At 61.4% G+C, this 14517-nt stretch carries 10 protein-coding genes; 6 read left to right on the top strand and 4 right to left on the bottom strand.

What is annotated here, in order from left to right:
* The first annotated feature begins 22 nt into the window (after positions 1 to 22).
* On the top strand, positions 23 to 1144 hold the full coding sequence (locus tag PB2503_RS02075; protein WP_013299559.1) for a beta-ketoacyl-ACP synthase III: 1122 nt from the start codon (positions 23 to 25) through the stop codon (positions 1142 to 1144).
* Here the strand turns inward: PB2503_RS02075 and PB2503_RS02080 are convergent.
* Positions 1131 to 2981 carry a mechanosensitive ion channel family protein gene (locus PB2503_RS02080; RefSeq protein WP_013299560.1) on the bottom strand — a complete coding sequence of 617 codons (1851 nt, stop codon included), beginning with the start codon at positions 2979 to 2981 and terminating at the stop codon, positions 1131 to 1133. The two genes, PB2503_RS02075 and PB2503_RS02080, sit on opposite strands and share 14 nt — an antisense overlap.
* 119 nt (positions 2982 to 3100) lie before the next feature.
* Between PB2503_RS02080 and PB2503_RS02085 the strand changes: the two genes are divergently transcribed.
* The 5 genes from PB2503_RS02085 to nadC all read left to right on the top strand — a co-directional run bounded on the left by PB2503_RS02085 (position 3101) and on the right by nadC (position 8587).
* The gene (locus PB2503_RS02085) at positions 3101 to 3703 is read left to right on the top strand and encodes a YfbR-like 5'-deoxynucleotidase (protein ID WP_013299561.1); all 603 of its coding nucleotides are present in this window, start codon (positions 3101 to 3103) and stop codon (positions 3701 to 3703) included.
* 241 nt (positions 3704 to 3944) lie between these two features.
* Positions 3945 to 4904, top strand: a complete 960-nt coding sequence (locus PB2503_RS02090; protein WP_013299562.1) for an NUDIX hydrolase — start codon at positions 3945 to 3947, stop codon at positions 4902 to 4904.
* A 170-nt stretch (positions 4905 to 5074) separates the two neighbouring features.
* A complete protein-coding gene (gene nadA, locus PB2503_RS02095) occupies positions 5075 to 6175 on the top strand; it encodes a quinolinate synthase NadA (RefSeq protein WP_013299563.1) in 1101 nt (366 codons plus the stop codon).
* A gap of 7 nt (positions 6176 to 6182) precedes the next feature.
* Complete coding sequence (locus PB2503_RS02100; RefSeq protein WP_013299564.1) at positions 6183 to 7679, top strand: L-aspartate oxidase; 1497 nt, start codon at positions 6183 to 6185, stop codon at positions 7677 to 7679.
* Between the two features lie 47 nt (positions 7680 to 7726).
* On the top strand, positions 7727 to 8587 hold the full coding sequence (nadC, locus tag PB2503_RS02105) for a carboxylating nicotinate-nucleotide diphosphorylase (protein ID WP_013299565.1): 861 nt from the start codon (positions 7727 to 7729) through the stop codon (positions 8585 to 8587).
* Positions 8588 to 8608: 21 nt separating this feature from the next.
* Here the strand turns inward: nadC and PB2503_RS13680 are convergent, their stop codons facing one another.
* The 3 genes from PB2503_RS13680 to glyS form a co-directional block, all read right to left on the bottom strand.
* Positions 8609 to 9409: a cell wall hydrolase gene (locus PB2503_RS13680; protein WP_013299566.1), complete on the bottom strand. Its 801-nt coding sequence runs from the start codon at positions 9407 to 9409 to the stop codon at positions 8609 to 8611.
* 170 nt (positions 9410 to 9579) lie between these two features.
* Complete coding sequence (gene ppdK / locus PB2503_RS02115; RefSeq protein WP_013299567.1) at positions 9580 to 12249, bottom strand: pyruvate, phosphate dikinase; 2670 nt, start codon at positions 12247 to 12249, stop codon at positions 9580 to 9582.
* Between the two features lie 59 nt (positions 12250 to 12308).
* Positions 12309 to 14375 (bottom strand): glycine--tRNA ligase subunit beta, encoded by a 2067-nt coding sequence (gene glyS, locus PB2503_RS02120; RefSeq protein WP_013299568.1) that lies wholly within the window; start codon positions 14373 to 14375, stop codon positions 12309 to 12311.
* Positions 14376 to 14517: the final 142 nt, after the last annotated feature.

The following is a 14517-nucleotide window of genomic DNA, read 5'->3' on the forward strand; positions in this document are numbered from 1 at the left end:
CGGTAGAATAGAGCTTTAATAAATGTCCGCAGCCGCCCCCGTCGCCCGTATCCTCTCCACCGGCCTTTTCACGCCGCCCCACCGGGTATCCAACGAAGAATTGGTCGAAGCCTATAATGCGTGGGCGGAGAGGTGGAATGCAAACCATCCCGACAATCAAAAACCACTCTCTTCCGCCGAGTTCATCGAGAAAGCATCCGGTATCAAATCCCGTTTCGTCTTGGACAAGGTAGGGATGCTCGATATTGATCGCATGCGTCCTTCCCTCCCCACACGGAGCAATGAAGAGCTTTCGATCATGGCCGAGATCGCCGTCGCCGCCGCCAAGGAGGCGATGGAGGCGGCGGATCTAGGTCCCCAGGATATCGATGCTGTCCTTTGCGCGGCATCGAACATGCAGCGCCCCTATCCCGCCATGGCCGTTGAGATCCAAAATGCTCTCGGGATCGAGGGATATGGGTTCGACATGAACGTCGCCTGCGCCAGTGCCGCCTTCGGTATTCAAACGGCGATCGGCCTTCTCTCCACCGGCGCCCGCCGGGTCCTGATGGTCAATCCTGAGATCTGTACGGGCCATATCAATTTCCGCGACCGCGACGGACACTTCATCTTCGGTGACGTGGCAACCGCCGTCATTCTTGGCCACCCCGAGGAGGACGGCGCCTGGAACGCCTTCGATGTGCTCGACACACGACTGAAGACCGTCTTTTCCAATAATATTCGCAACAATATGGGATTTTTAGATCCCTCCACAGACAAAATTATCGAATGGGACGATCCTGAGACGGACCGGCTTTTCAAGCAAAATGGCCGATCGGTGTTTAAGGAGGTCATTCCGATGGTCGCCGAGATGATTTGTCAGCACCTTGACGACAATGACATCGCCACGGCGGCGATCAAGCGCCTGTGGTTGCACCAGGCGAACCTGAATATGAATGTCCTGATCGCCAAAAAAGTTCTGGGGCGCGAAGCCACGCCGGAGGAAAACCCCACCGTGCTGGACGAGTACGCCAATACCTCTTCTGCGGGGTCGATTATCGCCTTTCACAAGCATCGCGATGGCCTCGCCGCCGGGGATATCGGGGTCGTCTCGGGATTTGGCGCGGGCTATTCCGCCGGCTCCATCATCGTCAGGAAGAGCTAAGCGCGTCTTCGACCGGCCCTTTAAAGCTCTTATCGGGGAGAAACTCGACTGTCTGTCGCGGAAAGGCGAAGGTGATATCGCGCTCACCGAAGACGTCGACGATCCGACGATTGACCATGCTGATATGGTCAAGATAGGTGAACCACCCTCTTTCCGTATCGCGCTGAACGGCCGGCGCCGCAAGATCGTCCGCCCGCCCCTCATCCATGAAATAATAATGATAGATCCGCAGACTGAGCCATGATTCTTCAAAGCCATAAAAGCTGATATGCGGGTCGGCGTCGCGCCCCTGAGCCCTGGCATCGGCCATGACTTCGTCTGAGGTCAGGATATCATTTAGCGCTTCGACGGCCCGGTCGAGTTCCGCTGTGTCGGGACGATAAGGAAGCGCAAGGCTCATCTCCCGCCGAATGAAGCCGCGTGCCGAGAGATTTTCAACCTCCCTGTCGATGAAGAGCATATTGGGAATAGTGACGATATTCCCGTGAAGATCCCTCAACTTGGTCGCCTGTAATTTGATGTCCTCCACCACCCCCCAATGTTTATCCATCCGTCCCCCGAACTGGATCCAATCCCCGATAAAGAATGGCCGGTTGAGAAAGATCGTCACCGCCCCGAATAAATTCTTCACCGAATCCTGCGCAGCGAGACCCAGGGCGAGTCCCACCACCCCAAATCCGAGGATCAGCGCACCAACATTGACGCCCAGCACATTCTCCAAAACGAAGATGAGAAATATTGTAATCACCACAGTACGGAGGATACGACGAACGATCGTCACGACCATGCGATCATAATGGCCAGATCCCGTCTTTTGGATATTACGATGGGCAAAGGCGGTGATCGTATCGATGCCTGAGATCACCAGCATGGCAAAGGCGGTCAACAGGAGGAAGCGCGGCAACTCGTATTTCAACGGCAGAAACACAGGCCCAAGGGTCAAGAATCCCATGGCGATGGCAAAGGCCACCGTGAAGACGAATATCCCTAAGGTAATGCCGAGCCCGTTGAGGGTCATCGCCACCATGCCATGATCCTGTCGGCGGCTCCTTAGGCTCAACCAACGGACACCGCGATGGATCCCGATCCCGGCAAGTACGCCGAGGCCCGTCGTCGCCAAGAACAAAAACCATCCCCGCACGCCCGTCTCTTCGACCAGCGGACTGAAAGCCCGGATGAAATAGGCACCGCCATCATCCTCCCCATAGCGGGGCGGGAGCGGTTCCATCGCCTCCGACAGCGCCTCAAGCCCGCTGAGGGTGGCTTCAGAGAACAGCCACGTCCCCTCCCCATATCGCTGCACGGCAATTTCGCTGTTCGCTGGAGGCGCGGTGTCGAGAGCGCGCCACACCCAAATATGATCGGAGCCGCGAGGAAAATATTCAAAGCGCGTATCTCCCGACTGCTGCACCCCCTCACCGCCCGGGAGGGTGACGGGAGAGACAGGCCCCAAGCGCAAGAACACACCATAGAGCCGGACAGCGTCGGTGCGCGGCGTGCCGGGCGGAAAACACGCCATGGCCCGCTCAAAGCCGAGATCGACATAACCGCGCCCCACCAAATCCATGGCATTGAGAAATGTCATGACCGTCGCCCGCGGGCTGTCCTGGCCGTTGAACCGCGGATCGTCGATCGGGTCGCGCTTTTCGGTGGTTTGGATCTTGCCGATCAGCAATTTGCTGCCGGAGCCGAGGGCATCGAGCATATCCCGCGCGACCCCGCCCGAATGCCCTTCGGGATAGGCGCCTGTCCCCTCGTCCTGCCCCCCCATTCCAGGTTGGGCCGCCGCAATGCCGCCCCAGAGGACGGCGATCATGAAGAGCCGCCATAATGACATGCGCCCACCTCTCTCGCCTTGTCGTCGAAGGACGATAGGGCGCCCTGTGAAAATGTCGCGCCGCGATCGGGGAAAAGCCCCCCGATGACCTTGCCGCATCAATGCGGTAAGCCCCGACCATGCCCCAATTGACGAACCCGCCGCGGGCCTGGCAGCGGATGTTGTCCGGTCGACGCCTCGACATTCTCGACCCCTCCCCCCTCGATATCGAGATCGAAGATATCGCCCATGGGCTGGCACGGGTGGCCAGATGGAACGGACAGACCACCGGGGCCCTGCCCTTTAATGTCGCGCAACACAGCGTCATCGTGGCTGATTTTTGCACTGAGCTTTCACCGCAATGGCCGCGGGAATGGCGGCTGGCGGCCCTGCTCCATGATGCGCCGGAATATGTAATCGGCGATATGATTTCGCCGTTCAAATCCGCTCTCGGTGAGCATTATCGGCGCGTCGAACGCGGGCTACAGCAGGCCATTCACCTCAGATTCGGTCTGCCCGCCATTCTACCGGAGCGAGTCGAAAAGCTCATCAAAAAGGCCGACCGTGCCTGTGCCTTCTTCGAAGCGACCCAGATTGCCGGTTTCGAAGAAGAAGAGGCGCGCCGCCTCTTCCCGGTGCCCCAAGCGGTCTCGCCCCTCAACATCACCGCCATGACGGCGAGCGAGTCGCAGCAGCTTTTCCTTGAGCGGTTCACCGCCCTTATCGAAGAAGAAGCGGCTTAGGGGGGCTCCCCCCCACGGCGAAGTGGTCGACAGATTTGGTGAAATCCCGGCCTTTCGCCGAAGGAGCCTTGGAATAGGAGGAGAGAAAATGATCCGCCATCCGAGCGTCTGGATCAGTATATATCGCCTTACCCCCACAGCCCGCTGAGAAGAAGATTGTCGCTGACCCTAGCCCCCCCTACACTCGATAGTGTATCGGTCACCGCTCGCTAGGAGCGAATTACACGGAGCGGTTTCACCAGTGCCAGAACCTCGGCTGGTCATCGGCCTCAACGCGGTGTTGTCCGCGCTGGACGGCACCGCGCCAAAAGTCTTGTGCGTGGAGCGGGCGCTTGGCCCCTCCCTTCCCTTCGGTCGGTTCGACCCGGATCGACACCGCACCTTCGAAATCGGTCTGCGCGAATTCATCGAGCGACAAGCCGATGTGCCCGTCGGCTATGTCGAGCAGCTCTATACCTTCGGCGATATGGGGCGGGAGGCGCCCCGCGCGCGCATGAAAGACGGCACCCCGTCGGACCGGGTGGTGTCGGTGGGGTATCTCGGTCTGGCCCCTGAAATTACGGAACCGGCGATCGAACGCGCGAGCTGGTGTCATTGGTACACTTATTTTCCGTGGGAAGACCTTAGAAACGGTCCCTCAAAACTCCTGACAGAGGATCTGATCCCGGCCCTGCTCGACTGGGCGGGCCAACGGCCCGGCGACCGGATGCGGGTGGATGCGGCCTTCGGCCTCGGCGATGCGCCATGGGAGGAGGAGCGGGTGCTCGATCGCTATGAGCTCATGTATGAGGCCCGTCTCGTCGAAGAAGCCGCCCGCGATGTGTTCGGCGAGGGGGACGGCGAACGGGAGCCCTCCCCCGGCCGCTATGGTCAACCGATGATGTCAGACCATCGGCGCATCCTGGCAACGGCGATCGATCGGTTGCGCGGCAAACTCAGATACCGCCCCATTGTCTTTCAGATGGTTCCCCCGGTGTTCACCCTCACAGATCTCCAAAGGGCGGTAGAGGCCATTCTCGGTTTTCCCCTCCACAAGCAGAATTTCCGCCGCTCGGTCGAAGCGGTTGGTCTGGCCGAAAAAACCGGCGAGGTGACCGGCTCCACCGGTGGCCGGCCGGCCGCCCTCTATCGGGCCAGTCGCCTCGCCCTGCAGAAGCACGGCCCGGGGCTCCCCCTCCCCCGTTTTCGGCCCAAATGCTAATCTAACGCCGCAAGGGCCGGCGGCGCCTTTGCCGCAGTAAGGGAATGGAAACTTCCAGCGGTCAAAGGCGTTTGCCTTTTGCTCTTGAAGGGCATAAGTTCACTGCACATATACTCGTAATGAGTAAAAGGGGCTGATGCTAAGTCTCTGACTCGAAGGGAGAGATAATAATGGCCGCCCATGGATTTGATGGCGAAATTCCCCTGACCTTTACAGACGAGGTGCGCCGAAAGACGGACCCTCTTTATCCCCAAGTGGCGAAATTCATGCCGCGTATGGAGTGGGAACTGCACGCGCCGATCATCGCGAGGATCAATGACCTCAAAGCGCAAAAGAACGCCGTGATTCTCGCCCATAATTACATGACGCCGGACATCTTTTTCGCCGTCGGCGATTTCCGAGGCGACAGCCTGCAATTAGCCAGGGAGGCCGCGGCCACCGACGCCGACATAATTGTGCAGGCCGGGGTCCACTTCATGGCGGAAACCTCTAAAATTCTCGCCCCGGAAAAGACGGTGCTCATCCCCTCGCTGGAGGCGGGGTGCTCGCTTGCCTCCTCGATCACCGGCGCGGATGTGCGGCTCTTGAAAGAGCGCTATCCGGGAACGCCGGTCGTCACCTATGTGAACACCACGGCGGACGTGAAGGCGGAGACGGATATTTGCTGCACCTCGTCGAACGCCGTCCAGGTCGTCGAACATATCTGCGCCGAATTCGGCACCGACCAGGTCATCCTCATCCCCGATCAGTATCTTGCCAAGAATGTTGCGGCGATGACCGACAAAAAGGTGATCACCTGGGCCGGGGCGTGTGAGGTCCATGAGCGCTTTACCGCCGAGGACATTCGCGAAATACGCGCCGGCAAGCCGGGCGTGATCGTCCTGGCGCACCCCGAATGCCCCCCCGACGTCTTGGCCGAGGCGGATTTCGCCGGGTCGACCGCCGCCATGTCGGGCTATGTGTCGAAGAACAAGCCCAAAGACGTCGTGCTGATCACCGAATGTTCGATGTCGGACAATGTGGCAGCGGAAAATCCCGATGTCGCCTTTGTTCGTCCGTGCAATCTTTGCCCTCACATGAAGCGGATCAGCTTGGAGGGAATTTTGCGCTCACTGGAATCCGGCGAGCATGAGGTGACCGTCGACCCTGTCATTGCGCAGCGGGCCCGCGCCGCGGTGGAACGAATGATCGATCTTCCCCTCACAGGCTCCGTCTCAAACTATTCGGTGACGACCAGCGGCGCCGATGTGATCGCCGTCGAACAGCGTTGAGACCGTCGTGAGTTCCGCTGCCCCGCCGGGCCGGATTATCATCGTTGGGGCCGGCATCGCCGGGTTGGCGGCCGCCGTCAGCTTGGCCCCCTCTCCGGTCACCCTGGTCACCGCCGGGGAAATCGGCCATGGCGGCTCCTCCGCATGGGCCCAGGGGGGATTGGCGGCGGCTCTGTCCCCTGACGATTCGCCTGAGGAGCATCTCCAGGACACCCTGTCGGCGGGTGCAGGATTGGTCGACCCCGACGCGGCGCGCCTCTTGTGTGAGGAGGCCCCGGGAGCCGTCCACTGGCTCGCCGAGCTGGGCGTCCCCTTCGATCGTGAAAAGGACGGACGCTTTCGACTTGGACGAGAGGCGGCCCATCATCGCCACCGTATCGCCCATGTCGGCGGTGACGAAGCCGGCGCCGCGGTGATCGATGCTTTGACCCATGCCGCGCAAAACACCCCCTCGATCACAATCCACGAACGATGCGTCGTCCATAAATTACTGGTCGATGAAGACGGCGTGACGGGGGTTATGGCGCGCGATATTACCGCCGGAGAGAACCGCCTACTGCCCGCCGATCACGTCATCTTCGCCCTTGGCGGGGTTGGCGGATTATTCGCGGTCACCACCAATCCGCTGATGGCCCAAGGCCATGGTCTGGCCATGGCCCATGAGGCCGGGGCCACCCTCAGGGATCTTGAATTCATCCAATTTCATCCGACGGGGATCGATGTCGGGCGAGACCCCGCCCCGCTGGCCACCGAGGCCTTGCGGGGGGCCGGGGCGACGCTGCACGATGGCCACGGCCGCCGCTTTATGGTTGAGCGCCACCCTGAGGCGGAGCTGGCCCCAAGGGATATTGTCGCCCGCGGCGTTGCCGATGCCATTGCCAAGACGGGAGAGGCCTTTCTCGACACCCGACAGGCGATCGGCGCTGACATGAAAGCGCAGTTTCCAACCGTCTATGCCGCCTGTCGCGAGGCGGGGCTCGACCCGGTGACCAAACCTATATCGATCGCGCCGGCCGCGCATTATCACATGGGGGGGATCCTGACCGATCTCGACGGGCGATCTGACGTACCCGGCCTTTACGCCATTGGCGAGTGCGCCAGCACGGGGGTTCATGGCGCCAATCGACTGGCCTCAAATTCCCTGACCGAAGCGGTCGTCTTTGCCCGACGCGCAGCGGCGGATATTCACCGCCACCCTCGTCAGGCCGGGCCGTGTATTGCTGAAGAGATCCCCCTCCCCCTGTCCCCGCCGCCGAACGACCGCGACCGACGGCGGCGGATGGCGGCCGACTGTGGGCTGCGTCGGGATCACGATGGACTGTCCCGCCTCAGTGCCTCCCTTGCGGCGACCTCGCCGACAACGGAAGGGGACCGCCTCTCCCTCCTGGCGGCCAAAATGATTGTCAGAGCGGCGCTCGACCGGGAGGAGAGCCGCGGGGCGCACCAGCGGACGGATTTTCCGCAGACCGCCATCCCCCACCACACCCTTACCCCCGGCGCCTAACCGCGTATCTCCTGCGCCAAAGGCGCCCAACTGAGCTGAGCCCGCCCATGCCCCCCCCTCCTCCTCTTCCCCTGTCCGTGATCACCCCCCTTATTCAGAAGGCGTTCAGCGAAGATTTCGGAGAGGTCGGTGATCTGACGACCGGCGCCACGATCGCCCCCTCGCAGATCGGCACAGCCAGGCTGTCGGCGCGAGAAAAAGGCATCGCGTGCGGGACGGAGATCGCGGCCCATGTCTTCCAGCTTCTCGACCCCGAAGTCACGATCCTCCGTCAGGTGAGCGATGGTACCCCGGTCAGTGCGGGAGACACGGTCCTGGAGCTATGCGGAAAGGCGACGAGCCTTCTCTCCGCTGAGCGCACGGCCCTCAATTTTCTAGGCCATATGATGGGGATCGCCAGCCTGACCGCCGCCTATGTCGAAGCGGTCGCCCACACACCGGCTCGCATTGCGAGTACACGGAAGACCCTGCCCGGTCTGCGCGCCATCCAGAAATATGCCGTTCAATGCGGCGGCGGCTTGGCCCATCGCTACGGTCTCCATGATGCGGTGATGATCAAGGATAATCACATCATTGCCGCAGGGGGCATCGGCCATGCCCTTAAGGCCATCAGGGCCAGGGTATCTCACACGGTGAAAATCGAAATCGAAGTCGATACGCTGGCGCAGCTCGAAGAAGTCCTGGCCGCGGGCGACGCCGACATCGTCCTTCTCGACAATATGTCTCAAGCAAGCCTCAGGGAGGCTGTGGCCTTGGTGAAAGGTCAACTCCTCCTGGAAGCCTCAGGAAATGTCAGCCTAGAGACCGTCGGGGCCATCGCCGAGACCGGCGTCGATGTCATCTCGTCGGGCCGATTGACCCATTCCGCCCCGAACCTCGATATCGGGATGGAATTGTCGACCGGCTAGCGCGGTGGCCCGCCGCGATCGCTAATTCAGTCCCGCATAACGGATGGTCCGTGTCGGCGTGTAGAAGATGTGATTGTCCACGACCGCTGTCTGATGCAGCTTTGGCGCCCAATATGGCGAAACATAATTGGCGTGATAGTTGAGGGCGCCCTTCGACAAGGGCAGGCGGAAGCCCCCCATAATGCTGGTCGCCAACGCCCTCGCCTGGCGCATGGCTTTTGGTTCCACCGGACGATTGAGAGAGCCATCGCAGGTGAACGAGAATTGGCACCCGGTCCGGCGGGAACTGCCCTGGTAAACAACGTCGCAAATGGTGTTGGGATAGCGTTTATGCGCCACGCGATTGAGCACCACATCGGCCACCGCCATGCGGCCTGCCGCCGTCTCGCCTCGGGCCTCGTAGTAAATGGCCTCCGTCAGGCAGCGACGTTCCTTGGCATCGAGGGCCGTTACGTCGATCGCGCCTAAATCCATCGTTTCGACCGCCGCGGTCGCGATGCCCAGCCGCAGGGCCGCCTTCTTGATCGATCCCGCGTCAATCCCAAGGCTTTCAAGCTGACCGAACGCATCGGGCTGCTTCTCTTGCTCAGCCACATAATCAGGCTCAAAGGCGCGGACGACCTCCGGGGACGCAGTCCGGTTGGCTTTCCTTGCGAAAAATTCACCGAACGAAAAGCGCGTGTTCTCGTTCAATGAAGGCGAGGATGTAGAAGCGTACGCAAACCCTGCTGTTGCGGCCGCCACGAAGGTCATGGCGGCAATCGCGACCATGGCCGCCAGTGATGAGTTGCCGGCCTGTCCCCCAAGCTCTTTCTTGTTCATTCTGCCCCTATTCCTTTGGCACCGAGCCGCAGCTCGCCCCCTGCATGCGGAGCACATAGGCAACTCCCCCTCGAAATTCGACACATGATTGATGACATTGTCGAAAATTATGCCCCAGAGGGGGAACAAATTTGCCCCCCTCTAAAGCAGATGGGAGAGGCGCTCAATCGTCAGTCATCATCGCCCGACAGGCTCGCCTGGGCCGCCGCCAAACGGGCAATCGGCACGCGATAAGGCGAGCAGGAGACATAATCGAGGCCGATTCTTTCGCAGATGGAGATCGAGGCGGGATCGCCCCCATGCTCGCCGCAAATACCGAGCTTGATATCGGCCCGGGTCTGCCGGCCCCGTTCCGCGCCGATTTCCACCAACGCGCCAACGCCCTTGGGATCGAGGGACACAAAGGGATCGGTCTCGACCAACCCCTCCCTGATATAGAAAGGCATAAAGGCCCCCGAATCGTCCCGTGACAGACCATAGGTCGTCTGGGTCAGGTCGTTCGTCCCAAAGGAGAAGAAGGCCGCCTCCTCGGCGATCTCATCGGCGATCAACGCCGCCCGCGGCAATTCCACCATTGTGCCGACCAGATAATCGAGGATCCGTCCCTTATCGGCGAACACTTCGGTGGCCACCGCGTCGATCCGGCTCTTCAAGAAGGCCAGTTCTTTCTTCATGGAAACGAGCGGCACCATGATTTCGGGCACGACGGCATCGCCGGTCTCGGCCGCGACCTCACAGGCCGCTTCGAGAATGGCCCGCACCTGCATTTCGTAGATCTCAGGGAAGGTGACACCGAGGCGGCAGCCTCGATGGCCGAGCATCGGGTTCTGCTCCGCCAGATCCTTGGCCCGCGCCTTGAGCTGGTCAACAGCGATACCGGAGCCCTGGGCGACTTCCTCAATTTCCTTGTCCGTATGCGGCAGGAATTCATGCAGCGGCGGGTCGAGTAGCCGAACCGTCACCGGCAGCCCCCGCATCACCGTGAACAATTCACGGAAATCGTCGCGCTGGAAGGGCAATAGCTTATCGAGCGCGGCCTTCCGCTCCGTCGCGTCGCGGGCGAGGATCATCTGACGCACGACGGTAATCCGCTCGGCATCGAAGAACATATGCTCCGTCCGGCAAAGGCCGATCCCTTCGGCGCCAAACCCCCGGGCCGTCTTGGCATCGAGGGGGGTTTCGGCGTTGGCCCGCACCTTCATGCGCCGGGCCTTGTCCGCCCACACCATCAATTTGGCGAAATCGCCGGACAATTCAGGTTCGATTGTCTTCACGGCCCCGAAGAAGACCTCACCGGTGGCGCCGTCGAGAGTGATCTGATCCCCCGCCGACACGGTTCGACCACTGACCGTAAAGGCGGTTCCCGCTTTATCGATTCGCACCTCGGCCGCACCGCAGACGCAAGGACGTCCCATGCCGCGCGCGACCACCGCCGCGTGAGAGGTCATCCCCCCCCGCGCCGTGACGATCCCCACGGCGGCGTGCATCCCGTGAATATCCTCGGGGCTGGTTTCCGTCCGCACTAGGATAACCTTCTGGCCGTCATTCGCCAGGCGCTCTGCTTCATCGGCGGTGAACACCACCTTCCCGGAGGCCGCACCGGGACTGGCCGGAAGCCCTTTGGTGAGCAGGTCTCGGGTCGCCTTGGGGTCCAAAGAAGGGTGAAGCAATTGGTCGAGGGCCGCCGGATTCACCCGCAACACGGCCTCCTCCTCGGAAATCTTGCCCTCCTCGGCGAGATCCACGGCGATTTTCAGCGCCGCCTTGGCGGTACGTTTGCCGTTCCGCGTTTGCAGCATCCAGAGTTTGCCCTCCTGGATGGTGAACTCAATGTCCTGCATGTCGCGGTAATGGTTCTCAAGGGTCTGGAAGATCGCCGTCAGTTCCTTGAACGTCTCCGGCATCACCTCCTCAAGGGAGGGGTCTTCATTGCCCTGGCGCTGACGCCCGGCAATCGTCAAGTTCTGCGGTGTGCGGATTCCGGCCACCACGTCCTCACCCTGGGCGTTGACGAGGAATTCACCGTAATAATGATTCTCCCCCGTGGACGGATCACGGGTGAAGGCGACGCCCGTCGCGGACGTGTCCCCCATATTGCCGAATACCATGGCCTGGACGTTCACCGCGGTTCCCCAATCTTCGGGAATCGCATTGAGGCGGCGATATGTCTTGGACCGATCATTCATCCAGGAGCCAAAAACGGCGTCGATCGCGCCCCAGAGTTGCTCATGGACATCCTGGGGAAACGGCTTGCCGAGCTCGGCCTGAACCGCCGCTTCGTATTTGACGATCACCGCCTGCCAATCCGCAGCCGTCAGATCGGTGTCGAGCACATAGTCCCTGTCGTCCTTATAGGTGTCGAGGATTTCTTCAAAGCTATGGTGATCCATCTGAAGGACCACATTCGAATACATCTGAATGAATCGCCGATAGCTGTCATAGGCAAAGCGTTCATCCCCCGCGAGGGCGGCGAGCCCCTTCACGGTCTCTTTGTTGAGGCCCAAATTAAGAACGGTATCCATCATCCCCGGCATGGAGGCGCGGGCGCCTGAACGGACGGAGACGAGCAGCGGCTTTTCGGCATCGCCGAATTTCCGCTCGACGATGCTCTCGACCCGTTCGAGGGCCTTATCCACCGCATCCTTGAGCCCCTCGGGATATTGCCGATTATTGTCGTAAAACGCCGTGCAGACCTCAGTCGTGATCGTAAATCCTGGTGGGACGGGAAGACCAAGCGAGGCCATTTCGGCCAGGTTCGCCCCCTTGCCACCGAGAAGGTTACGCATATCCGTGCGACCGTCTGCCGAACCACCACCGAAATTATAGATATACTGCGTCACGCGATCTGATCCCCCAATGAGGTTGGTAAAGTAGGCTTAGCTGCAAAAGCCGGGCAAATTCATCCTTCAAGCTTAGCGAAGTCTGCAACGTCGCCAAACGCAAGGGCAAGTCGATGAAGGAGGGAAAGACGGTTTTTCCGTAATTCCGGCGCCTCCACATTGACCGTCACCTCGGTAAAAAAGCGGTCGAGGGGCTCCCGTAACGATGAGAGGGCGGCCAGAGCGGCGGTGATATCGTCCTTCGGCAGGGCGGCCGCCAAGGCGGCCTCGACCCCTTCGAGGGCCGTGTAGAGTGCCTGTTCTTCGGCGGCCTCAAGCTGGGCGGTGTCGATCTCGCCCCCAAAGGGCCCGCCCTCCTTCTTCTCTTCCGCCTTCAGGATATTGGCGGCCCGCTTGTAGGCGGCGACGAGATCGCCGCCCTCGGGGGTCGCTAAAAAACGGTCAATCGCGTGAAGACGGGTGACGATGAGCCCTAAATCGTCGCTGTCCGGGGTCAGGACCGCCTCGATATGGTCGTAGCGGTGCCCCTTCTCCTTCAGATAGACCCGCAGGCGATCGTGGAAAAAGCCAAGAAGATCAGCCTGTGCTTTTGTGTCGAGGAGCGGCGCCACACTGTCGCGTAAGGACAAGCGCGCGCCATTCTCAAGCACGAGCTGGATGACCCCGAGGGCCATTCGCCGCAAGGCGAACGGGTCCTTCGACCCCGTCGGCTTTTCACCAATCGACCAGAACATCGCCAGGGTGGTCAATTTATCCGCCAGGGCGACGGTCACGCTCAGCGGCGCGGTGGGAACAAGATCGCCCTGCCCCGCGGGCTTATAATGATCCCTGAGCGCCTCAGCGATGGCCGGGTCCGCCGCCGTCCCGGTTTCGGCGAGGTAGTAATAGCGCGCCATGATCCCCTGCAATTCGGGGAATTCGCCCACCATTTCGGTCGGCAAATCAGCCTTACACAGAAGCGCCGCCCCCCGCGCCGCCGCGGGCGCCGCGCCAAGGGCCAACGCCAGGCGCTCGGCGAGGTCCGCCGTCCGCCCCACTTTCTCCCAGGTCGTGCCAAGTCCGTCGAAATAGGTCACATCCTTGAGACGCTCGGCATGCTGGGCGAGGGGCGTTTTGAGGTCCTGGTGATAAAGGAACCAGGCGTCCGACAGACGGGCGGCCAGCACGCGCTCATACCCTTCCATCATCGCCTGTCCGCCATCGGCGGGGTCGATATTGGCAACGCAGATAAAATGCGGCGCCAAGCGACCGGTCTTCGGATCGCGCACCGAGAAATATTTTTGATGGCCGCGCATGGCGGCGATCAACGCCTCATCGGGGACGGCCAGAAATTTCTCGTCAAACCGGCCCATGCGGGCGACGGGCCATTCGGCAAGCCCAGATACTTCGGCGAGGAGGCCCGGATCCGCGATGACCTCAAGGCCCGCGGCTGACGCCAAAGCCGTCGCTTCGGCCCAGATCTTCTCCTCGCGACGCGCCCCGTCGAGAATGACCTTTCGCGCCAAAAGGGTCTCGCAATAGTCTTCGAACGTCGTCGCCTCGAAGGTCTCAGGCGCTTCAAAGCGGTGGCCGGCGGTGCACGCCCCCGACGTGATCGGCCGTTCGCCATTCTCCAGGGTGAAGGGCACGACCTCCCCCCCAAACGTGCAGAGGATCGAGTGTAGGGGCCGCACCCAGCGCAGCTCGTTCTCGCTCTCGCCCCACCGCATGGATTTCGGCCAGGGGAACGTCTTGAGCAGCTGGGGCAGGCGTTCGGCGAGCAGGTCAGCGGTACGCCGCCCCCGCTGGTCGATCACGGCAACATAAAAGGCGCCTTTGCCGTCCTCTTTCACGATGGCCTCGTCGATTGAGGCGAGGCCCGCAGCCTTCATGAAGCCTTCGATCGCCTTGTCCGGCGCCCCCACCCGCGGCCCTTTGCGTTCCTCACGGCGGTCCGCTTGAGCGTCGGGGAGCCCCGTGACCCTGAGGGTCAGGCGGCGCGCGGTCGCAAAGGCCACCGCCTCGTCAAACGCCAAGGCCTCGGCGGAAAGAAGATCGGTAACGAGCCGCTGCAGATCCGCAGCCCCGCGCTGTTGAAGGCGGGCAGGGATCTCTTCGGAAAACAGCTCTAACAATAGATCCGACATGAGAGGCACCGGTCGAAAGCGCTGGCGTGGATGGCAAGGAGCGATCCCATGGCGCAAGCCCGCCCCGCACTCAAGCCCTGACCCGTCGACGCAAGAATCGCCAACCGCCGGGGTCCATGCTAGGCGCCCGCTCCCGGCGAGG

Source organism: Parvularcula bermudensis HTCC2503 (assembly GCF_000152825.2).
Taxonomy (GTDB): Bacteria; Pseudomonadota; Alphaproteobacteria; order Caulobacterales; family Parvularculaceae; genus Parvularcula; species Parvularcula bermudensis.

Excerpts from the sequence above, each read along its gene's own strand:
- PB2503_RS02075 (WP_013299559.1), top strand. The coding sequence starts at position 23 with ATGTCCGCAGCCGCCCCCGTCGCCCGTATCCTCTCCACCGGCCTTTTC.
- PB2503_RS02080 (WP_013299560.1), bottom strand. The coding sequence starts at position 2,981 with ATGTCATTATGGCGGCTCTTCATGATCGCCGTCCTCTGGGGCGGCATT.
- PB2503_RS02085 (WP_013299561.1), top strand. The coding sequence starts at position 3,101 with ATGCCCCAATTGACGAACCCGCCGCGGGCCTGGCAGCGGATGTTGTCC.
- nadA (WP_013299563.1), top strand. The coding sequence starts at position 5,075 with ATGGCCGCCCATGGATTTGATGGCGAAATTCCCCTGACCTTTACAGAC.
- nadC (WP_013299565.1), top strand. The coding sequence starts at position 7,727 with ATGCCCCCCCCTCCTCCTCTTCCCCTGTCCGTGATCACCCCCCTTATT.
- PB2503_RS13680 (WP_013299566.1), bottom strand. The coding sequence starts at position 9,409 with ATGAACAAGAAAGAGCTTGGGGGACAGGCCGGCAACTCATCACTGGCG.
- glyS (WP_013299568.1), bottom strand. The coding sequence starts at position 14,375 with ATGTCGGATCTATTGTTAGAGCTGTTTTCCGAAGAGATCCCTGCCCGC.